Source organism: Micromonospora sp. CA-249363 (genome assembly GCF_050950185.1).
Taxonomy (GTDB): Bacteria; Actinomycetota; Actinomycetes; order Mycobacteriales; family Micromonosporaceae; genus Micromonospora.
In genome coordinates this window covers 4617742-4641481 of the sequence record NZ_CP192020.1, presented here as the reverse complement: position 1 = coordinate 4641481, position 23740 = coordinate 4617742, and the positions used below count along the sequence as shown (strand labels likewise).

Here is a 23740-nt window from a genome sequence, read left to right as displayed (position 1 = left end):
GTCAGTCGACGGGGTAGCTGGGCGTGGGCGGCTTCAGGACGTCGTCGACGTTCGTGCCGTCCTCGAAGACGACCTTGTCGGCGTGGACGTAGTTCTGGGCCGCGTTGTTGAGCACCGCGGTCATCTGGCCGACCAGTTGATAGGCGTCGGCGACGGCTCGGACGAGGGCGTTCTGACTGTCCACGACCGCCTGGGTGGATTCCGGGTTCGGGTCCTTGAACTGCGCCTCCCTCTCCGGGTTGTACGGGGCGCCGTAGCTGCCGCCCTCCTGACCGTTGGCGGTCGTCGTGTACGCCTTCATCTCCTCCGGGTCGGAGACCAGGAATATCCAGCCCGCGGTGTTCAGGATGAGGTCCTTGAAGGCGGGGTAGTCGCCGACCTGTCTGTCCAGCTCGATCATGATGGTCTTTTCCAGATCCTTGATGTCGCTGGGTCGCACCCTGAGGTAGGACGTCGTGGGCACGTCAGGCTCGGGCCCGGAACCGGGCGCCTCGTCGGACAGCTTTATCACGTTGTCGCCGGTCAGCGACAGGGTCTTGTCCAGGCTGCTCGGGTCGAAGCCGTCGGCCACCGACACCGTGGGCAGCTTGAATTCGCTGTCGGTGAGGTATTCGTCACCGTAGCCCGTCTGGCCGGGGTCCTGGAGGGTCTCGTCCGCCATCCGTCGACTATTACCAACGCCGACGCGTCCGGCCAACGTCCCGTTTTCCAGGACCCGTGACGTGCACCGATCCGAGGCTGACGGTTGTCCTTGGTGTCGCTGCTACGGTCGGCTGGTCCGCAGACTCCGATGCCTGCCGGGAGAGACTCGTGGCCGGAAACCCGCAGGAAGGTGCGCCCGCGAACTACGACGGCGGGCAGGTCATCAGCATGTACCCGATCGATGTCTACGAGGCCACGTTCTACCGCCGGTCGCTCGACTTCGTCGTCCCCGAGGGCATCCCGGGCGGCAGCAGGACGAATCTGGGTGTCAACGTCCCGCCCCGGGGGTTGTGGATCGACGACGACGGGACCATGCACGTCCCCACCGGCGACGACACCGACACGCTCATCAAGAACCCGTTGCGCAACATCGACGAATCCGGGTCGGAAGGCGGGTACTCGTACGGGAGCGTCCCGGCGAAACTGGACGCCATCGCTGGCGCGTTCGACACGATCGCCCAGATCTGGGACGGGCTCAAGTTGTCGTGGATCGGCGACTCGGCGGACGCGGCCAAGGAGCTCCAGGACAAGCTCGACCAGGTCCAGAAGCGCCTCTTCGGGCAGAAGATCCAGCCGCTGGGTGACACGCCCGGCGTCATCGGGCAGATGTCGTCCGTCGCCGCGAGCGCCGCATCGGTAATGAGCAGTGTCGAGGAAACGAACACCAGAATGTTCGAGGACTTCGCCAACGCGATCGACTGGAAGCCGCTTCCGCCGGAGGAACTCGACGACGAGGCCGAGGCCTCGAACGACCAGAAGCCGCCTCCGCCGCCGGAACCCCCGAAGAACGAGGACCGCCTGTTCGGTCCGATCACCGAGACCTTCTAGCGGGTGAGCCTGCATCACCCGGATCCGGATCTCCTCGACCAGTTGGCGGACGTCTGGGACAAGAAGGCCGCCGAACTCGAGACCCTTCGGGCCACGTTCGCACCGGGCCAGGACTCGGCGGACGTGCTGGCGATGGGCAGCCTCAGCGAGGACCCGCTCACGTCCTTCCCCGGTGTCGTGGGTACGCCCGCCACCGAACACCTCGAGTGGAATGGCGCGGCCCAGAACGCCGCCGGACGGATGCTCCAGCAGGTCTCCAGGCAGGTCGCCAACACTGCGGAGTTGGCCCGGCGGTGGGCCCGCCGACTCCGGAGGATGGCCGAGGAGATCCGCGAGAGGCTCGCCGAGGAGGCCAAGAGCTTCCTCATCCTCCTCCTGTCCACCGTTCTCGGCTTCATCGCCGGAATGATCCTCGGCTTCGTTCTGGCACCCGTGATCGCGGCGATGGCCGAGGCCATCGTCGCCTCGATCATGGCGGCTCTCGAGATCGCCTCGACTGTCGCGGCCACCCTGCTCACCATCACCTTCGAGTTCACCATCGGTGCCCTGGCCTTCGCGTACCTGCAGTGGAACGTGGACGTGCTGGTCGAGGTGATCGCCTCGGCCGCCACCAACACGCCGTTCACCCTGTCACAGCACGAGTGGGTGAACATCGTGGTCGCGGCGCTCACCGGTGGGCTGTTCTCGCTGAGCCCGGCCGCCGTCGGCCTCAAGAACATTCCGGTCAAGGGCGACGGCGCGATCAACCCGGGACAGGTCAAACCGGCCGAGGTAAACCTCAACGACGGAGCCGTCACGCCCGGGCCGATCGACTCGTACAACGGCACCTTCGGCGGCACCGACGAGTTCGGCGCCGCCGCCACCCGGATGATCGGTGGGAACGGTCCGGTCCGGCCCGGCTCGATCGGCCCCAAGACGATCTCGGTGAACGCCGGCGACCTGCGCAACACCCCACTCAACCTGGACGCCGTACCCAGGCCGGGCGCCGGCGTGAAGGTGAGCGAGAGCTCGTCCGTCAAGGGCGACCCGGTCGCCGGCTCACCCGGTACCCGAAATCTGCGCTCCACTCCGGAAGGCAATGCCCTGCCGGACAACGGCGCGCCGCTGCCACTGGCCAGGACGACCCCGGACGGGCAGGGGCCACCGAAGAACGTGCCACCCGGCGTCGTCGGCGAGAACGGCCGGCCGCCAGCCGGGTCGACGAAGCCGGCGGCCCCACCGGAGCCCCGCGACGCGCCGATCCAGCCAGCCCCCAACCGCGATCCGTCGCAGGCGCCGACCTCGCCGCCTCCCGCGAACTCCGCGCCGCGGACCAGCCACGACGGCGACGTCACACCCACGAACACCCCGAGGAGGCCGGGGAACGAGGACGATGCCCGCCCGATCACCAGCGTCCGCTCCGAGCCCCCGCGGGTTCCGGACAACCTGCCGGCCGATCCCAACCCCGGACAACCGCCCAGGACCATCCCCAATGGTTCCAGGGACGCCGTCGAGCAGCCACGGGTCAACGAGCCGCACGGCGCTCGCTCGGGCAGCACCGAGCCGCCGACGCCCAGCGCGCCCCGGGGGATGGAGTCCGAGCCACGCGTCGGACAAGAGACGGGTAGGCACACCCCCGAGTCGGGCAGCAACCCGCCCGTCGACACCGGGACGACCGGGCCCAGGACGCAGGTGCCGCACCTGCCCGAGGGCGACGCCGCGGGCCTCGCCCGCCACGCGCCCCCGCCCGGCGCCGCACCCGAGACGTCGGTGTCGTCGCCGCGGTCCGGGCACACCGAGGGCGGCTCGACCGGCCACCCGGGCCGGGGGTCGGCGGCGCACGGGGAGGTGCCGCCGGTCGCCGTACCCGTACGTCCCGATGATGTCTCGTCCAACCTTCAGGCGGGTCTGCGGGAGCGGATCAACACTGCACGTGGCATCGACAGTGCCTTCCCCGACCTGGACCGTGACTTCGCGGCGGCGATGCGCGACGTCGGTGGCCAGCGCACCGGCGTCGACGACGCCAGAGCCGCCGCGCTGAAGAGCGGCTTCGCCGAGCGTGTCTCCGTCCGGTTCGGCGAGGTCATGGACCGCGCGTTCCACGAGGGTCGACCGCCGACCGCGGCCGAGAGGGCGTCGTGGACCGACGCGTACGGAAAGGCGCTCGACGACCTGCGGACGGACATCCGGGTGCAGGGTGCGATCACCGACGTGGACGCGGCGGTGACCCGGTTGGTCGGCAGGGTCGGTGACGATCCCGTGGGCCCGCCTCCCGGCCGGTTGGACGTGCCGGGGGACGCGCTGCGGTCGTGGACCGCCGACGCGAACGGGTTGGTCCGGCAGGCCGCCCGGACCGGTGACTTCCGGCGGTTGGACGACGATCTCAGGGCGCTGGAGGGCAATTTCGACGGCTACGTGAAGGCCTACGCGGGCGCCGACCGGGCCGCCGAGGCGGCCGGCAAGCGGTTCGACGCGATTCTCCACCAGCGCAACGGGATCCACGCGGACATCGACCGGCTCGACGCGGCGCGGGCCGAGTTGGTGGGGGATGCCCGCAACGCCTACCTGGCACGGTGGGGCGCGAAGTCGTTGGATCACCGTGCCATGCCGAACCTGGAGTCCCTCGACCGCCACGCGGCCAGCTGGCTGCGGGAGCGGGAGGGCACCATCGACGCGCGCCTGACCTACCTGGAGCGGATCCAGGGCAGCAAGCACGGCCCGATGCAGGACCTGATGACGTCGCTGCGCCGCGACATCGGCGTCGGGCGGTTGGACTGGGCCGCGGAGAGATTCGGCCTGCACCCGGACGGTGTCGGCAAGCATCCGATGCTTGTCCAGGCGGAGAAGATCGCCGACGCCAGTGCCGGCAGCTTCGCCCAGAACGTCCGCCCGCAGTACAGCGTCGCCGTACGCAGCATCCGGACCTTCGTCGAGCAGGCCCCAGCCCGGATCGAGTTCAGCAACGCGGCGCGCTCACTCCTGGACGACGCCCGCGCCTCGTTCCGCTTCTCGGCCCGTCAGGGCGAGCTGGCGGCGGTAGAACGCGGCCTCACCTCCTTCGGCGCGGGCGACCGGGGCGTCGCCGCTGCCGAGGGCAAGCTGGCCGACGCTCTCGATGCGCAGATCACGCGGGTGGGGAAGGCCGGGTACAAACTATCCGCGGTGGACGAGGCGCTGGAGTCGCTGCGTCATCGCGCCGACCTCATCAGCGACGAGGTGCGCCGGGACACGATCGACGAGGCGGCGATGCAGACCGCCGTCAGTAGCGCCCGGAAGCTGATCGACGCGGAGTTCGGCGGCCGGGGCGTCCACCTCGGCCAGGGGACGTTCGACCGGATCACCGGTGAATTCACCGAGGGCGTGGTGCATCGGTTCCGGCAGGAGCACGGGGCGAGCGAAGGGTCGCGCCTGCAGACGCGCCAGTGGCTCTCGTCGCGGGGGGCGGACGCCGCCGGTCCGCACGGCCCCCTACCGCGCCCACCGGGCGGACCGCCCGGAGACAACCCACCGGGCGGCGGTACGCCAGTGGGTCCACGGGAGCCGGAGCTGAGGTCGGCGACGCACGAGGAGGTGCCGCCGGTCGCCGTACCCGTGCGCCCCGATGACGTCTCGCACCTGGACCTGGACGCCGCCGCGGCGGTGCGGAACGTGGGCGGCCAGCGCGCCGGCGTCGACGACGCCCGGGCCGGCGAGCTGCGAGCGTTCGACGACCTGCCCACGGACACCCGGGTGCAGGGTGCCATCGCCGACGTGGACGCGGCGGTGAGCCGGCTGGCAGGCAGGTTCGGCGATGCTCCGGCAGGTGCGCCTTCCGGGCGGTTGGACGTGCGGGGCGACGCGCTGCGGTCGTGGATCGCTGACGCGAACGGGTTGGTCCAGCAGGCCGCCCGGACCGGTGACTTCCGGCGGTTGGGCGACGAGCTCAGGACGCTGGAGGACAGTTTCGACGGCTACGTAACGGCGTACGCGGGCGCCGATCGGGCCGCCGAGGCGGCCGGTAGGCGGTTCGACGCGATGGTCGAGCAGCGGAACGGCACCCACGCGGACATCGCCCGGATCGACGCGGCCCGGGCCGAGCTGATGGGGGACGCCCGTAACGCCTACCTGGCGCGGTGGGGCGCGGACCCGGTGGACCAGCGCGCCATGCCGAACCTGGAGTCCCTCGACCGCCACGCGGCCGGCTGGCTGCGGGATCAAGAAGCTTTCATCGACGCACGCCTGACCGACCTGGAACGGCCCCTGCAGGTGTACCGCGTCGAGCTGGAGACGCCGCCGCTCGACCCGGGGGCCGTGCTGAGCGGTTCGCGCAAGCTTGACGAGTTGCTTGGCGCCGTGATGCGTCCGGAGCAGTTCGGGGTGAAGGGTCCCGAGGTCCACCACCTGCCGATCGGCGAGAGCTCGAAGTACCGCCTGGACGTTGCCGGAGCCACCGGCCGTCGGGCCGAACCCGATCCGATCCACCGGCCGCCCGCCTACGACGAGACCGACGGCATCCTCGACCTGCCGCCGTACGACGCACAGGGCCGGCCGCCCGCGTACACGGCCCACTTCACCGAAACCAACCCGGCCCGAGATCTGGTCACACCCACGTCGCTGGACACCCCGATGGACGGCGTCGGCAGGGAGATGGCTGCCATCCGGCAGGAACGGCGCGACGGTGTCGCGGCGGAGGTCGAGAGCCTGGAGCGGGTCGGGCGGCCCGAGGTCAAGGGTCCGGACGGGGCCGGAAGCGACCCGCTGCCCGCGAAGAACCCGTACGGAAGCCTGCGCGACCGGGCGTGGAACGCCATGGCCAAGCAGGAAGCCGACCTGGACGCCACGCTCGGGGAGAGGCTGCCCCCCGATGGCGACTCCTTCGCGCCCGCCCGACGGCCGGTGGAGCCGGCGCGGACCGGCCGGGACGTCGCCGAGGACGTGGCCCGCCTCGCACGCAACGAACCGCAGCCGGGCGCCGAGACAGTCGACCAGCACGTCGGGAAGCTCTCCGACGGCGAGCTGGACCGGGCCAACGAGTGGGTGAACCGCAATCCCGAGTCGCCCGCCCGTGCGCCGATCCAGAAGGAACACGCGGCGCGCTTCGGACCCGACGCGCCCCGCCCGGAGGCGCGTACCCCCAATCCTTCCGGCGCGGTCCGGTCGGAGGACCTGACGCGGATGCGGGCCGACGTCGACGCCAGGAACGCCTCCGCTCAGCGGCTGAACGGGGTGCTCGACCAGATCAACGAGCAGCAGCAGGCCGTAGGTGCCGGCATCCACCGGCAGTACGTGGGCGCGAAGGTCGACCCGGGCGAGCCGATGCCGAGCTTCCCCAGCATCCCCGAACGGGCGGCGCAGCTGCAACGCCTCGGCGTCGAGGTGACCCCCGAAGGGCTCGCCGCCGACACGCGGGTGGCCAAGGCCGCCGGCAACCTCCGCGACATCACCGCGGAGAGGTCCACCATCGACTCCTTGCGGAGACCGCTGGACCAGGCGATCGACACCGCCCAGAAGCAGGCCCAGGTGCTGGCCGCGAAGCGTTTCGCCCAAGGGGCAGGCGCGCACGACATCGAAAACTACGACCGTGCGGTGCGGGACGCGCTCGATCTGCAGACGTACCGCGAGGAGGGGCTCGCCTCGCTACGCCCGAGGGAGAACCCGACCCACCGGGACCTGGTTCGCGCGCACCGGGACGAGGCGCCGGCGAGCACACCGCCGCCGAGCACGATCGACCCGGAGCACATCGGCGACCAGACGTTGGCGCTGATGAGGGAGCTGCGGGAGGCGGCCCGACGCCTGGACGCGCTGCCGACGCCGCAACCAGCGCGCGGCGGCGGGACGCTGCGCGAGTGGCTGGGCGCGTACGACGCCCTGCACGAGCGGTGGAAGAGCCTCTCGGCCTGGCAGCGGCAGGGATTGGAGGTTCGGGACCGCGCCCTCGCGCACTTTGAGCGCACCGCGATCCTGCAACACGAGCAGGCGCTGCTCGACGCGAGCGAACCGGCGGTGCGAGGCGCGCAGGCGCGCGCGTCGGCCGCTGCCCGGGACGCGAGGAACGGCCTGAACGAGGCGATCCGCGCGGAGCAGCAGGCCGCCGCCGTCGGGCCCGCCAGCCCTACGGTCAGTCCCGTCGAGGCCACCGCGAACCCCAGCCCGCAGACCCAGCCGGAGGTGGCCCGGCCGGAGGTGGCCCGGCCCGAGGCGGCCGGGTCGGAGGCTGCCCGCGCTGAGGCGGCTGCCCGCGCCGCGGTGGCCGAGAAGGGTGAGGGCCCGCTGGTCACGCCAGCCCCGAAGCCCGCGATTCGCCGACCGAGCACACCGCCGGATTCTCCGACGCCGCCAGAGCGTCCGACCCCGCCGGCTGACGCCGGGCCGGTCGACGCGGCGGCGGCGCGGGCGTTGGAGGCGCGGTGGGAGGCGCTGCGGGCGAAGCCGGCCGAGTCGGAGCCGCCGGTTTCGGGGAGTACGCCGGCCGGGCCGGTCGACGCGGCGGCGGCGCGGGCGTTGGAGGCGCGGTGGGAGGCGCTGCGGGCGAAGCCGGCCGAGTCGGAGCCGCCGGTTTCGGGGAGTACGCCGGCCGGGCCGGTCGATCCGGTCGCGGCGCGGGCGTTGGAGGCGCGGCTGGAGGCGTTGCGGAACAAGCTGCTGGCGCCGGAAAACACGCCGGCAGGGACCCTGCCACGCCCGCCGCGACCGACCGTCGAGGACGAGCCGCCGGTGATTGAGCCGGCCACCGAGACCGTACCGCCGGACATCATGCGCTTCAGCGACCCGGAGCGCGTGGAATCCTGGTTGAGCGTCCGTGACCAGTTGATCCGGAGGCTGTTCAACAGGCTCGCGCACGCCTCGGTGGTCGATCGGACGCTGCCCGATCTGGAGTCCTCCTTCGTCCGGGTGTGGTACGACCTGCCGGCGGGCAGCCGGATCACCGAGCGCCAGTTGGTCGAGCAGTTCGAAAGGTTCGGCGCAGCCGCGGCCCGTGCTGTCAACGAGACGTTCGCGGACGCGTTCACCGATGTCCGCGTCCCCACCGGCGCCGAACGTCAGCGGTGGCAGGAGCGGTACGACGACCTTCTGCGTGACCTCGCCGACGACCTGCGGCAGCAGATCGGCCGCAACGAGATCGAGGCGGTCGCGAGCGCCGCGTTCGAGCGCTGGCAGGCGGAGGACCCCGAGGCGATCGCGTACCACAACGAGGCGCTGCGGCACTGGACCCGCGACGCCGAGACCCGGCTGGCCTCGTTCCGCAACACCCGCACCTGGGACTACGCGCCGGCCGCGCTGGGCAGCCAGATCGCCCGGCTCGACGTCTACCGGGCCATCCACCGCACCGCGCCGATCGCCGCGGCCCGGGTCGCCGCCCGCTTCGACGAGATGGTGGCCGAGCGTCCCCGGATGGAGGCCGACCCGGACCGTGTGGCCCGGTCCCGGGCCGAGGCGGTCGCCGCCGGTCACGACCGGTACGTCCGCTGGTGGACGAAGCGGATGGACGCGGCCGTGCAAGATCTCGAGGGCACCACGACCACGGCGCTGAGCAGTTTCCGGGTGCTCGACGACGCCATCGACGCGCGGCTCGACTACCTCGACGAGACACAGGTCGTCCTGGACGCGATGTACCGGTTGACCGAGCCGGACGCGTTGCCCCGCTCGCCGCTGACCGCCGGCCTGAATCCGGACCAGATGGGCAACGCCGTCCGGATCGTCCAGCGCGAGGCGGAGTCCCTGGTGGACAGCCGGGCCACGCCGTTCGTGGCCAACGTGCCCAGGGTGGACGCCGCACGGTTCACCGGGGTCAGCCGAGCGGTCATGGAGTTGCGTGATCAGCTGCCGGCGCGGGCCGCATTCGCCGCCCGCGCGGCCGCGCTGACCGAGCAGGCGCTGACGGCTGTCGACGCGGAGGCCGCGAAGGGCGCCGCGGAGGCGGTCCGGCACGGGCTGGATCCGACGGAGGCACTGTCCCGGGTGTCGGGGGACGCCCGCCGGGAGATCCGTGACCTGGCCCGGGACGCCCGCGAGCGCTTCGCCGGTCGGCAGTACGCCCAGGGCGCGCTGACGGGTGTGCTGGCCGTGTTGGAAGCCCAGCTCGGACGGGCCGTCGGGCGGGTCCATGCCGAGACCGTCCGGGACGCGCTGCTGCGCGCCGGTGACGCCGAGGCGGTGGCCACCCTCAACCAGTACGCGAGCCAGGTCGGGTCCCGGTTCGGCCGGCCGGTGCAGGAGCGGATCTACGGCGACTTCGAGCGCCGGTACGTGCGCCGGTTCCACGACGCGTTCGGCGACGGCGCCACCGTCGACGTGGCCGCCTGGCTGTCACGTACGCGGCCCGACGGGTCACCGCGGCGGGCGCTGCCGGAAAGCCAACTGCAGAACCGTCTGCTCACCGCCCCCGACCAGGACCCGGTCGAGGTCCAGGCGATCGTGGACGCGTTGGCCCTACCTGGCGACCGGGGCACGCCGGTCGAGCGTCGCGAGTCGCAGATCGCCATGCTGCCGGAGGAGGAGCGCGCGCACTGGCGGGCACGGCTCGCCGACGGGCGCACCGCCGAGGCCGAGCTGGCGGCGCGCGCGGTGGAGGTGGTCACCACCCGGTGGGCCAACGACGCGGCGCTGACCCGGCTGGTGTCCGGCGCTCGACGTCTGTGGGACGAGGCCGGGGCGGCCGGGTCCCGCGTGTCGCCGAGCGCGTTCGGTGACCTGGTCCACCGCTTCTACCACCGGGGCTCCGGTGCCCCGGTCGCGCCGGACCTGCCGTCCGTCACGCATCTGGCCGAGCCGGTCCCCGGGCCGGTCGAGCTGACCGACACCGCGCTACGGCGGCGTCTGACCCGGCTCGCCGGACAACCCGCCGAGGATCACTCGGACATCGAGGCACGGTGGCGGCGTAAGGCGGAGGAGTGGTTCCGGGACGACGCCAGGACGCTGCCCCACGACGTCCGGGAGAAGTTCTGGGCGGAGTGGCTGACCGCGCGGGACGACGACGAGAAGCGGGCGCAGGTGCGCGAGAGGATGCGCGCCGCGGTCGCGACCGAGCCGAGGGCAGCGGGGGATCCGCTGCCGAACCCGCGTGAGCCCGGCGTCGACGAGGAATTGGACGCGTTCGCCGAGGAGTACGCGATCGTGCCGCGCGCCGAACGGGACCGCTTCCGTGAGGCGATAGCGCGGGCGGGCACGGTGGAGAAACTGGACAGGTTGTACGCGGAACTGGACGCCCGCCGCGACGAGCTGGCCGCCGAGGCGGAGGCGGCGCGGGCGAAGGCCGACGCCGACGCGGCCGAGGCCAGGTTGACCGAGCAGGAACGGGACCGGAAGCTCCTCACCGCGGTAGACGAGCGGTTGACCGACCTCAAGAGGTACGTGCCCAGCCATGGCTACCGAATCCTGCGGGACAACGTGCCGGCCATCCGGCTGGAGCAGGCCCGGGCCTTCGACAGTGAGCTGGCCGAGGTGCGTACACCGGAGCAGGAGATCGCGTGGACCGAGCGGGTCGCCGCAGCCGGATACCACAGGGTGGCCGAGGACGGCATGCCCGTCGACACGTGGCCGACCGTTCCGATGCAGGACACCGACCTGTCCGACATGGTCTGGGCGTGGGTTCGGGCGGTGACCGACGGGACGGGGCTGCGCCCAGACGAGGTCACCAGGGCGGCCGAAGCCATGATCGGGGCGCTGGACACCCGCGACGGCACCGCCCTGGAGGGCGCGCTCGCCGGTCTGTCGGTGGCGACGATGAATGCCCGGGTGGCGGCGCTGAAGCAGGCCGGTCCGGTGCGGCCGGCCGAGGACGTCACGCCGGCGGAGGACGGCCGCCTCGACGAGACCGGGCCGGAGGACCTCGAGGCCGACGAGTTCGCGGTCCTCCTCGACGGCGACAGTCTGACCGTCCCGGCCCACGACCCGCTGACGCTGGAGCCCCGGTCGGTCGAGGACCTGGTCCAGCGGATGCCGAGCATTCCCGATCCTGCCCCGAGCGCGGGTGGCCACCTGCGGCCCGGTCCGTCCCGCGACGAGAGCCAGGTGGACGAGGAGGTCCGCCGGATGGCGGAGGCCGAGGGGCGCACCGGGACGGTGCGCGGCGGCGTCGACGTGGACGCCGAACTCCTGGGCCGCCTCGAACGCCTCCGGGAACCTGCCGCGCCCGCCGAGCAGCCGACGCCCGAGCAGCAGCCGACGCCCGCCGGTCAGGTCACCGATGCCGTGCCGACGACAAAGCCCGAGGAGGGCATCGCCGAGGTCGAGGTCATCCAGTCCGACGGCACGGTGGTCCGTCGCACGGTCAGCGCCGCGCCCCCGGCGGTCACCGCGACTGCCGCCCTTCGGGAGCAGCTTGCGGAACTGGACGAGATCTACGCGCGCACCGAGGCGGCGTACGTCTCCTACCTGGAGCTGGAACGGGACCTGAGGGCCCGGAACGAGGACCTGGACGCGCGGTTCGCGGCCCACCTGACCGCGAGGCCCGAGCTGGCCGCGGGTCTCGACGAGGCGACGATCGCGCGGCTGAAGGCCGACATCGCCGACGAGGCCGCGACACACTTCCTGGCGGTACGCGAGTCGCTGGCCAGCCGGGACGACCAGTTGACCATGATCGCCGCGTTCATCGCCACGCGGGTGACGGTCGTGGAACCGATCGCGCCGGCCCCGGTCACCGCCGAGGTGACGGAGACGCCACGGGTCGACGAGCTCGCCGGGGAGAGCTTCGCGCGGACGGTCGCCGACTTCCGCCGGGCCGACCTGTTCGGGGGCCGTTACCTGAGCGAGGCGGACCACGCACGGCTGCGTGCGTCGTACCTGAACTCCGCGCGCGCCGCCGCAGGTACGGCGGGGAGCGAGGCCGAGTGGGTGCCCACCTCCGACTGGGCCGTCGGCCTGGACATCGCCTCGGCCCGGCTGGTCGAGGATCTGAGCGTGGTGTCGAGCGCCAACCGCTGGTTCGATCGGGTCGTCGACGCGGTCGTCTACGACCACGGCGAGAACGAGCGCGACAACCCTCGCCTGCCGCACCAGCAGTGGTATCGCGAGCGCTTCCAACAGCGGCTGCTCGGCGACTGGACGACGGTGGTCCGGGACCAGAGGCCCGGGCGGTCCGCCTCCGGTGTGGCCTACCTGGGCGCACTGAGCGCGGTGTCGACGATGGTCGCCGACGAGGGGCCGGACGGCTGGCCGGAGGCCCTCACCGCGGCGCTGCACTGGATCCGCATCGAGTTGGACTCCGCGTACCAGATGGGCCAGGTCTTGGCCGGGGCGGCCCAGGACTTCCACCGGATCGCGGTGGACACCGGCGCGGACCTGGCGCACACCGCCGCCGTCGCCGACAGGTTCCGGGCCGATCGACTGCGCGACCACCTCACCGTCCGGGGTGTGGACCCGGACACGTACGAGGACTGGTTGGCCGGGGAGAAGGCCGACACCGACGTGTTCGGCGTCGCGCTGGCGCGCCTGTCCACGGTCCGCGAGCAGCATCCGGTGGCGTTCGGCGAGAAGGCCGAGCGGGTCACCGCCGGCCTGCTCGCCGAGTACCGGAATCGGGTCGCCACCGCGGGCGAGGTGGCAGAGCGGATGCCGGACTTCGCCGAGCGGTTCGCCGCCGAGGTGACCGTCTCGGCCGAGCGTACCGACCAGATCCGCGACCAGGTCGACGAGCAGGATCTCGATCGCTTCCGGACGCTCGACGGGCTGTCCCGGAACGAGCGGACCATCTGGCGCGACCGGGTGGTCCGCGATCTGACCGATCTGTATCACCGGGTGTGGAACTACGCCGTGTCCGTCGGCGCCGCCGTCGACTCGGAGCACTGGCAGGCCGCGTCGCGGCGCTGGGACGAGCTGGCCGGGCAGTACTGGACCGACCTGCGGACCCAGGTGATGCGACAGCGCCAGGCCGGGTGGGTGCGTACGGCGGTCGAGCGGCTGCGGGCCGAGGGGACGCGGGCGGGCCTGCCGGCGGACGGCATCGACACCGCGGCCGCCGACCTCACCGCCGACGCCAGCGCCGCGATCGAGCGGCTGCTGCACTCGGGGCCCTTCGACCCGGCCCGGCTCGGCCGTTGGGCCGAGCTCGAATCCGACCTGCTCGCGGCCGTGCCGAGCTATGTGTCGGTCGCGCGGGCCCGGGCGCAGGTGGCGGAGCGGGCGGCCACGGCGTACCGGGAGACGGCCGGCGTCGACGACCGGCTGGCGGCCGAGGCCGAGATGGCCGCGCTGGACGTGTTCGACCGGGTGTACCGGCAGTTCCGTTGGGCCGACGCGGACCAGAGGCTGGCGCAGGCCGAGTTCGCCGTGGACAAGGAGCAGCCGGAGATCATCGCGCAGGTGATCAGGCGGGGTCGGGACGCCGCGGAGCGCCTCGCCACTCCGCGGCGAGCCGGCAGCACTCCGCTCGACGTGCTGGGCCGGCAGGTCCGGCGACAACTCGACGCGGAGCGCCGGGCGAATCCGGCGGAGGCGGCGGCCCTGCGCCGGGTCGAGGCCGAGATCGAGACGCTCATCGCCGCCGGGCTGCGCGAGGCCGCCGTGATCGAACCGGCGCTGGGTGGGCGCGCGGCCGACCGGACCACGGCGCGCGTCGAGAAGATCATGCGCCGTCTCCCGCAGCGCCTGGCCGACGAGCGGCGCCTGGCCGACGCGCTCACTGACGCCGCCCGCCGGTTCGACGAGCTACCCGGAGCTGAGCGGCTCACCGTCGACGCCCCGCTGCGCGTCCGGTTCGTGAGTGAGGCGGCCGGGAAGATCGCGACGGGCATCGCGTACCTGACCAGCTCCGCGCAGAAGGCCGCGGTGGGCGTGGCGATCCGTCCGGCCGCGGCGACCACGTCCGGGACGACGGGTGCGCCGAGCACCACCTCCGGCACCGACGGGATCGGTCTGGTGCCGAGCGTTCTGCCGCCGGTCGAGCTCACCCCGATGACACCGCCGCGCCCGGCCGAGCAGCCCGCTACCGTGCAGCCGGAGCCTCGCCCCGACGCCCGACAGCAGTACCGGGACGGCTTCTACGAGCGGGTCGGTTCCGAACCGCCGGCCGAGCCGGACACTCCGTTCGGGTCGGATCTCGCGGGCGAGCAGGCCGAGCTGGAGTGGTCGCTCAACACCCTGGCCGCGTACGGCACCGACTGGCTCGACCAGGGCTTCCGCTTCCTCGACGAAGATTCGCCCGAGGTCCGCGCGCAGATCCTGGTCGACGCGATCCGCACGGCGCCGCCCGGGGCTCTGGGCGCGATGAGCGGGCTCTTCCGCGGGGTGTCCGCCCACCCGGAGTGGGACATGCCCGTCGCGTACGCCGCCCGCGCCGTCCACCTGGCGCTGACCGGCAGAGCGGAGGCGGGAACCGGGCTCATCCACAGGCACTGGCGTCTCTCGTATCCGCCGCGACAGGTCGTCCGGGAGGCGCTGGTCGCCCGTGTCGTCGGTTCGGACGAGGATCGGGCGGCCCTGAGCGTCATCGGCGTCGCGCTGGTGACCTGCTGACCTGACCGCCATCCCCGAATCCGGGACTATCCGATGTCCCGCACGGTGGTGGCACGGTGGCGGCCGGTACCCACGGACAGGAGTTGTCGTGTCGATCAACCAGGAGCAGCTCAACCATCTCCGGCAGCAGGCACTGGCGTTGCAGGCCGAGGTGACCAACGTGCAGGAGGCGATGAACGCGACCGAGGTGACCGGCGTCGCGGCCGACGGGCAGGTGACCGTGACGATGACCGCGGCCGGCGAGTTCCTCTCCGTCCACCTCGACCCGAACGTGCTCGAGGACAACCCGGCCGACGAGGTCGAAGCCCTCATGCTGGCCGCCCTGCGGGACGCGACCGCCCAGCTGAAGGACCAGGCCGCGCAGCGCACCGGCGCGATCTCCTCCGTGCTGGACCGCCTGCGGGCATCCTGACCGCCGCCCATCGGGCCGACGACGCCGACCTCGACCGACGGTTCCGGCGAATTGGGCTGAACGCGGTGGACGGCGTCCCCGTCGTGCAGATGGGCACCCCGATACGGGGACCTCGACGGAGGGGAAGCTGGTCGTGCAGAACGCTGTGGGTGCGGAGTGAGCGACACCGGGTCCCGGCGTGCCGCAGTGTCCGCGGGTGCCCGGATGGAACGCGTCTCCAACCGGGTGTGGAGCCGCCACCGCACGATCGGCTCGGCCGTCCGGGCGGCCCAGGACGGCACCGTGATCGCCATCGCGGCCGGGATCTACCACGAGCACGTCGTGATCGACAAGTCGTTGACACTGCTGGCCGACGGTGACGAGGGGACCGTGGAGTTGGTCGCCGGCACGGGCCCGGCGGTGGCCGTACGCGCCGGTGACGCCGCCGTGCACGGGCTGACCCTGCGCGGAGCGGGCCCTGACGGGGTGACGGTGGCAGTGCACGGCGGCCGCCTCACGCTGGAGTCCGCCGAGATCGCCGACGGCTCGGTCGACGTCCGGGGTGGTGCCGCGGCCCGCCTCCTCGACTGCCGGGTCTCCGGTGCGGTGGGCGCCGCTGTCCGGGCCGCCGGCGGTGCCGAGGTGCAGGCGACCGGGCTGGTGCTGGAGGAGATCCGGGGTGACGCGGTGGTCGTCCAGGACACGGCACGAGTCGTCCTCGACCGGCTCCGGGTGCAGAAGGTTTCCGGCCGGGGGGTCCTGGCCACCGCGTCGGGCACGATCGTCCTGACCGACGCGGACATCGGCTACACCGGAGGCCCGGCGGTGGAGGTGACCGGGTCCGGGCGGGCCCGCCTGGTCGGCGTCACGCTGCACGACGCGGTGGCCGACGGGTTGCGGGTGACCGGCAGCGCCCCGTTCGGGTCGGCCTGGTGGGTTCCGCTGCGGCCGGAGCACGGCGGCGAGGCCCGGGCCGGCGAGGAGGGCGCGGTCGGTGGTGTCCGGGCCGAACGGTGCACTGTCACCCGGTCCGGCGGCACCGGCGTCGCGGTCAGCGGCGACGGTCAGGTCGCGCTGATCGGAACCGCGATCGAGCACAGCGGCGCGGCCGGTGTGCTGGCCCTGGAGGACGCCCGGGTGGCCCTGTCCGACACCGGGCTGCGCGCCGGCCGGCAGACCGCGCTGGCGTTGCGCGGTCGAGCCGAAGTGCGGGTCAGCGGCGGGGAGCTGGCCGACTCGGCGGGCAACGGGCTGTTCGCCGCGGACGAGACGCGGGTGCTGATGGACGGGGTCGCGGTGAGTCGCTCGGCGTACAGCTCCGTGCACCTGACCGGTGCGGCGGTGGCCGCGCTGCTCGACTGCGCGGTGGCCGAGACACCCGAGTTCGGCGTCCGGGCGTCCGACCGGGCGCTGTTGCGCATGTCGGGCGGCGAGATCTCCGGCGCCGGGTACGGCGGTGTGCAGGTCGACGGCAACGCCGACGCGGTCGTGCGGGCGGTCACTGTCACCGGCTCCGAGGTCGGCGTCCGGGTCGACACCCCGCACCGTCCGCTGCTGGCCGACTGCACGATCCGCGACGTCCGGCGCAGCGGGCTGGAGATCGCCCCGGGCGCCTCGATGATCGCCCGCGGGTGCACCGTCGACGCGGTCGGCGGAACCGGGGTGCTCGTCGACTCGGGTGCCACCCCGATGTTGCAGGACTGCACGCTCACCAGCATCGAGGGCACCGGCGTGGCGATCTGGGAGGGCGCCGCTCCGGAGATTCGCGGGCTGACCATCACCGGCTGCGCCAAGAACGGTGTGTACGCCGCCGAGGGCGCCCACGGCCGCCTGATCGACTGCGACATCGCCAAGACCCGCTACCCGGCCGTCTTCGTCGGAGCCGGCGCCGACCCGCTCCTGCACCGACTGCACGTGCACGACGTCGACGAGGACCTGAACCTGGCCGACGGCGCCAAGGCGACGTTCTCCGGTTGCTGGAGCACAACGGTCGGGCAGGTCACCATCCCGCAGTCCGACCCGTCGCTCCGGTCGGCACCGCTCCCCGCGGTGCTCGGCGCCCCGGTCGCGGCGCGCGCGTCGGGCACCGGGGCGACGGTGGCCGAGGCCGACCTGGGGTCGCTGATGGCCCAGCTCAATGACCTGGTCGGGTTGCAGCGGGTCAAGAAGGACGTCAACACGATGGTCAACCTGGTGCAGATCGTGAAGCGCCGACGCGAGGCCGGCCTGGCCCCGCCGCCGCTGTCGCGGCATCTGGTCTTCGCCGGCAACCCGGGCACCGGAAAGACCACAGTGGCCCGCCTCTACGGCCAGCTCCTGGCCTCGCTGGGCATGCTCGCCAAGGGCCACCTGGTAGAGGTCGACCGCGGCACGCTGGTCGGCGAGTACGTCGGTCACACCGCCCCGAAGACGACTGCCGCGTTTCGCCGGGCGCTGGGCGGGGTGCTGTTCATCGACGAGGCGTACTCGCTCGTTCCACCGGGCAACGGCAGCGACTTCGGCCAGGAGGCCATCGCCACGCTGGTCAAGCTCATGGAGGACCACCGTGACGAGGCGGTGGTCATCGTGGCGGGCTACCCGGACCAGATGACGACCTTCATCGCGGCCAACCCCGGCCTGTCGTCGCGTTTCTCCCGCACGCTGACCTTCGACGACTACTCGTCCGACGAACTGGTGGAGATCGTCGAGAGTCAGGCCCGCCAGTTCCAGTACGAGCTGGACGCCGAGGCGCGCGCCGCGCTGATGAGCTACTTCGACAGCCAGCCCCGGAGCGAGGGCTTCGGCAACGGCCGCTTCGCCCGCAAGGTGTTCCAACTGATGACCGAGCGGCACGCCAGTCGGATCAGCAAGTTGCTGGAGTCGGCCGACGACGACCTGAGCACGCTGCTCGCCGACGACCTGCCCGAGGGGGACCCGCGGTGACCCGGCTCGCGTTCCACCGGCCGGCCCGGATGCTGCTGCCGCAGCTGCCGACCGAGCAGTACACCGTGCCGGCCCCGCCCGAGGTGCCGGAGGAGGGCCCGGACGGCGGCGCCTGGAATCTGGTGCTGCCGCTGCTGTCCAGCGTGGGCATGGCCGCGTACATGGTGACGTTCGGCCGTCCGGCGCTGATCATCATCGGCGTCCTGTTCTTCCTCACCTCGACCGGGGCCGTGATCGCCCTGCGGATGCGCCAGCGCCGCGCCACCGGCAAAGCCACCCGCAAACAGCGCCTCCGCTACCGGGCACACCTGAGCCTCGCCCGCGACCAGGCCCGCGAGGTGTCCGTCGCGCAGCGGCAGGTGGCCGCCGTCGCCAACCCGGAGCCGTCCCGGTTGTTCTCGATCAGCGCCAACCGGCACCGGGTGTGGGAGCGACGTCGCAGCGACGAGGACTTCCTGCGCGTACGCCTGGGTCGTGGCCTCGTGCGGCTGGCGTCGCCCATGGTGATGGACCCGAAGATGGACCCCATCGCCGACTACGACTGGGAGTCGCTGCGCTCGGCGCGCCGCCTGGTCGAGAGCCTGGGCCGGGTCGAGGGCCAGCCGATGGTGGTCGACCTCGGCAACGCGGGTGTGGTCAGCCTGCTCGGCCCGTCCCTCGACACCGAGAACCTGGCGCGCGTACTGCTCTGCCAGGTCGCCACTCTGCACGCTCCGGACGACGTGCTGATCGCCGTGGAGACCAGCGGCGAGCGACCGGTCGAGGAGAACAACGATCGCTGGCAGTGGGCCAAGTGGCTACCCCACACGATCGAGCCCAGGGCGCGGGGCACCGCCGGCGTGGTGTCGCTGGTCGCCGCCGACCCGGCCGGGCTGGCGGCCTTCCTGAACGAGACACTGCGCCGCCGCGTCGAGCTGGCCGGCAACCGTCGAACGCTCGGTGACCGTCAGGCCCCGGCCGACCTGCCCCGGCTGGTGGTGGTCTTGACCGGGTTCGCGCCGGTCTCCGAATGGGGCCGCTCGGACATCCTGGCCGCCCTGGTCGCCGCGGCCGGCCCGCAGAGCGGCATCACACTGGTCTTCCTGGTCGAGCGCGAGGCCGACGAGCCCAGCCGGGTCGACCTGCGCATCCGGATCGCCGACGACGGCCGGCTGACCCCGGAGGGCCGCAAGGACCTCGTGGTCGTCCCGGCGGAGCGATGCCTGCCGGACACCGTCACGCCCGGCCTGGCCGAGCTGATCGCGCGGCAACTGGCCCCGCTGCGGCTCTCCGACGAACGCGAGCAGGTGCTCACCCGCACCACGTCGCTCACCGAGATGGTCCTCGGCGGCGACGTGCTGACCGCCGACATCGTCCGGCACTGGGTCCCGGCGGGCGACCCGCGGATGCTGCGCGCGCCGATCGGCACCGACGGCGACGGCCAGACCGTGGTGCTGGATTTGAAGGAGTCGGCGCAGGGTGGTTCCGGACCGCACGGGCTGATCGTGGGAGCGACCGGCTCGGGCAAGAGCGAACTGTTGCGGACGCTGGCCACCGGTCTGGCCCTGACCCACTCGCCGGAGCTGCTCAGCTTCGTGCTGATCGACTTCAAGGGCGGCGCCGCGTTCGCCCCGCTGGCCGGCCTGCCGCACGTGGGTGGCCTGATCACCAACCTGGCCGACGACGTCGCGATGATCGATCGGGTGCTCGCCGCGCTGATGGGCGAGCAGCAGCGCCGCCAACAGATGCTGCGCGACGCCGGCAACATCGACAGCGTCCGGGAGTATCAGATCCGCCGAGCCAAGGGCGGCACCAAGCCCGACGGCAGCCCACTCGAACCGCTGCCGTACCTGCTGATCGTGGTGGACGAGTTCGGTGAGCTGCTGTCCGGGCGGCCCGACTTCACCGAGTTGTTCGTGCAGATCGGCCGGGTCGGCCGGTCGCTCGGCATGCACCTGCTGCTGGCCACCCAACGGCTCGAGGAGGGCCGGCTGCGCGGGCTGGACTCGCACCTGTCGTACCGGATCTGCCTGCGCACCTTCAGCGCCGCCGAGAGCCGCAGCGTGATCGGCACCCCGGACGCGTACAAGCTACCGCCGGTGCCCGGGTCGGCCTACCTCAAGGTGGACGAGTCCATCTACGTGCGGCTGCGGGTCGCCCACGTCTCCTCCACGTACGTCTCGGCCCAGGAGCGCTGGGCGGCGGCCGGCAAGGTCGACGACACAGTGGTGCCGTTCGACATCCGGACGCTCGGCGCCCCCGCCGAGGCCGAACCCGAGGAACCACCGACGTCCGACGGCGACGGCGGCGGCGACGGTCCGACCGAACTCGCCGTCGTGGTCGACCGGATGAAGGCGATGGAGCCGGTGCACCAGGTGTGGCTGCCGCCGCTGCCCAAGGCGCTGGCCCTGGACCACCTCGTCGGCACCGTTTCCGCCCTGCCGGAGCGTGGCTACAACGCCAAGCACTGGCCGCTGTCCGGCTCCCTGAGCGTTCCGATCGGCCTGGTCGACCTGCCCATCCGGCAGGACCAGGAGACGCTGATGATGGACTTCGGCGGGGCGCACGGCCACCTCGCCCTGGTCGGAGCGCCGCGGACCGGCCGCAGCACCCTGCTCCGGACGATCATGCTCGCCGCGATGCTCACCCACACCCCCGAGGAGATGCAGTTCTACTGCATCGACTTCGGCGGCGGCACCCTGACGCCGTACGCGAGCGCCCCGCACGTCGGGGCGGTGGCCGGCCGCAACGATCCGGAGCTGGTCAGCCGGGTGGTAGCCGAGATCCGCGGCCTGGTGGTCGAGCGCGAGCGGCTGTTCCAGGGGTTGGGCGTGGAGTCCATCCAGGACTTCCGGGTCAAGCGCCGCGCCGGTGAACTGCCCGACGGGCTCCGGGCCGCCGATGTCTTCCTGCTCGTCGACAACTGGGGCGCGATGCGCGCCGAACACGAGTGGGCCGACGCGGCGTTGACCGAGATCGCCTCCCGTGGCCTCGGCGCCGGCGTGCACCTGGTGCTCACCTCGGGCCGCTGGAACGAGATCCGCCCGGCCCTGCGCGACAGCATCGGCACCCGGCTGGAACTGCGGCTCAACGACCCGAGCGAGTCCGAGGTGGCACGCCGCGCGGCGGCCCGCCTGCCCGGCGACGTTCCCGGTCGCGGCCTGATGTCGCCCGGCGTCTACTGCCAGTTCGTGCTGCCCCGGCTGGACGGGCGGGACACCGCCGAGGGCCTGCGCGAGGCGCAGGAGGACGTGCTCGGCAAGATCATCGCGGGCTGGTCCGGTCGGCCTGCGCCCAAGGTGCGCCGCCTGCCGGCCCTGGTACGGACGCGCCAACTCAGTGTCGACCGCAAGCAGCCGCCGACCGCCGTGCCGATCGGGGTCGCCGAGCACGACCTCAAGCCGGTCCACCTCGACCTGTCCAGCGGTGATCCGCACTTCCTGATCTACGGCGACGCCGGCTCCGGTAAGTCGACGTTCCTGCGGACGTACCTTAACGGCCTGACCAGCCGCCAGTCGGCCTGGGACGCCCGGGTGGTGCTGTTCGACTTCCGGCACTCCCTGCTGGACGCCGTTCCCAAGGAACACCTCGGCGCGTACGCCGGTGATCCGGCCACCGCCCAGGCGTACGTCGGGCAGGTCGCCGACAAACTCCGGGAGCGGCTGCCCCCGGCCGGTGTCACGCCCCAGCAACTCAAGGAGCAGTCCTGGTGGGAGGGGCCCCGCTTCTACGTCGTGGTGGACGACTACGACTTGGTCTCGGGTGGCTCCACTGGGTTGATGAGCCCCTTCGCGGCGTTCATCCCGCAGGCCCGCGAGATCGGCCTGCACATGCTGCTGGCTCGCCGGGTGAGCGGCAGTTCCCGCTCGGTCACCGACCCGGTGTCCAACCGCATCCGGGACATGGGCGGTAACGGCCTGGTCCTCTCGGGCGACCCGCGCGAGGGCGTGATCCTGGGCGACCTGCGCGCGACGTCGCGCCCACCGGGCCGGGGTGTGCTGGTCAACCGGGGTAAGCCGCACCGGCTGATCCAGGTCGCGGTATCCGACGAGCCCACCGACGGCGAACAGAAGAAGGACGAATGAGCGAGCAGAGCCGGATCACCGTGGTCGGGACCCGCCGTCGGGTCGACGTCGCCGTGCCCTCGTGGACCCCTGTCGGCGAGTACGCCGGGCGCCTGGCGACCCTGTGCGGCCAGGACCCGAACGACGTGATGCCACCGGTGTGGTCGCTCGCCCCGGCCGGCGCGGCGGCGCTGCCGCTGGACACCTCGCTGGCCGGCGCGGGCGTGGTGGACGGCCAGGTGCTCTACCTGAGGGACACCGCCGGGGAGCCGGCCGACTCCCCGGTGGTGGTCGAGGTCGACGAGGTGGTGGCGGAGGAGACCCACCGCCACCGCGCGACCAAGCTGCACGCCGGGCCGGCCGCGATCGCCGCGGGTCTGCTCTGGTTGGTCGGCACGGCGGCCCTGCTCGCGTGGCACACGGACGGCGGCGCGGCCGGTGCGATAGCCCTAATCGTTGTCGGCCTCCTGCTGATCGGTGGCTCGTGGGGCCTGACTCAGCAGAAGGGCCTCGTCCCGTACGGGCTGCGCCTGACCGTCGCGGCGACAGCGATTCCGGTGCTGGCCGCCGGCGGTGTGCTTGCCGGCCGCATCCTGACCACCGACGGCTACCCGTGGGAGAGCGGACTGGTCGCGGCCAATCTGGCCGGCCTGCTCGCCTTCGCCACCCTGGCCGAGGGAGCCTTGCTCATCGTGGAGATCGAACTGGCCCTGGCCCTGGCGACCGCCGTCCTGATCCGTGGCCTGGCCGCCGACCGCCTCGGCGCGGCAGCGGTGACCGCTGTGGTGGCGATGGCCGTGCTGGCGTTGGCCCGCCGACTGGCGGCGTTCGTGGCCGCCTGGGGCGGGCGCCGCCAGGCCACCAGGACCGGCCTCACCGACGCGACCGTCGAACTGGTGGGGGAGTCCCGTCAGGTGCTGGCCGCGGTGCTGGCCGGTCCGGTGCTGGCGCTCGCGGTGGCCCTGCCGATCCTGGGAATCGGACCGAATCCCTTCGCGCTCGGTCTGCTGGCCGCGGTCTGCCTGGCACTGCTGATCCGGGCCCGGCACTGCGCCTTCACCAGCGAGGTGATCGCGCTCAGCCTGGCCCTCACGATCGGCGGTTTCGCTCTGGTGCTCGGCCTGGTCCGCGAATTCGGCGCGGGTCCCGGCACGGCGTCGGTGATGCTGGTCCTGGTCGGATCGGCGGTGGTGGTGGCCGGGGTGGGCCTGTGCGTCCTGACCCCGCAACCGGACACCATCCCGTCCCGCGGGCCGGGCCGCTTCGGACCCCGTAAACGCTCCACCGCGGACGTCCTAGGCGCGACCGCGACGATGGCGCTGACCCCGCTGGCGATGGGCGTCTTCGGCGTCTTCGGCAAGCTCCTGACGGTGGGACGCGACCTCTTCTAGATTCTGCCCGACCGGCTGAACGCCACCGGGCCCGGGTACGTCGTGCCGAGCGT

7 protein-coding genes are annotated in these 23740 nt (G+C 72.6%); 6 read left to right on the top strand and 1 reads right to left on the bottom strand.

All coding sequences use genetic code 11. The annotated features are described in order from the left end of the window. Position 1 precedes the first annotated feature (1 nt). Positions 2–661: a hypothetical protein gene (locus ACQPZK_RS20795; protein WP_433534609.1), complete on the bottom strand. Its 660-nt coding sequence runs from the start codon at positions 659–661 to the stop codon at positions 2–4. A gap of 149 nt (positions 662–810) precedes the next feature. Here ACQPZK_RS20795 and ACQPZK_RS20790 point away from each other — a divergent pair, with 149 nt between their 5' ends. From ACQPZK_RS20790 to ACQPZK_RS20765, 6 genes are all read left to right on the top strand, one after another. Beyond that, entirely contained in the window at positions 811–1530 is a 720-nt protein-coding gene (locus ACQPZK_RS20790; RefSeq protein ID WP_433534608.1) for a hypothetical protein, read from the top strand. 3 nt (positions 1531–1533) lie between these two features. Continuing rightward, on the top strand, positions 1534–14940 hold the full coding sequence (locus tag ACQPZK_RS20785; protein WP_433534607.1) for a hypothetical protein: 13407 nt from the start codon (positions 1534–1536) through the stop codon (positions 14938–14940). An 88-nt stretch (positions 14941–15028) separates the two neighbouring features. Beyond that, positions 15029–15352 (top strand): YbaB/EbfC family nucleoid-associated protein, encoded by a 324-nt coding sequence (locus tag ACQPZK_RS20780; protein WP_433534606.1) that lies wholly within the window; start codon positions 15029–15031, stop codon positions 15350–15352. A gap of 204 nt (positions 15353–15556) precedes the next feature. Next, the gene (locus ACQPZK_RS20775; RefSeq protein ID WP_433534605.1) at positions 15557–18253 is read left to right on the top strand and encodes a right-handed parallel beta-helix repeat-containing protein; all 2697 of its coding nucleotides are present in this window, start codon (positions 15557–15559) and stop codon (positions 18251–18253) included. Then, positions 18250–22317: a type VII secretion protein EccCa gene (gene eccCa, locus ACQPZK_RS20770; protein WP_433534604.1), complete on the top strand. Its 4068-nt coding sequence runs from the start codon at positions 18250–18252 to the stop codon at positions 22315–22317. The genes ACQPZK_RS20775 and eccCa overlap by 4 nt, the downstream gene beginning before the upstream one ends. Continuing rightward, the gene (locus tag ACQPZK_RS20765; protein ID WP_433534603.1) at positions 22314–23687 is read left to right on the top strand and encodes an EsaB/YukD family protein; all 1374 of its coding nucleotides are present in this window, start codon (positions 22314–22316) and stop codon (positions 23685–23687) included. The genes eccCa and ACQPZK_RS20765 overlap by 4 nt, the downstream gene beginning before the upstream one ends. Positions 23688–23740 lie beyond the last annotated feature (53 nt).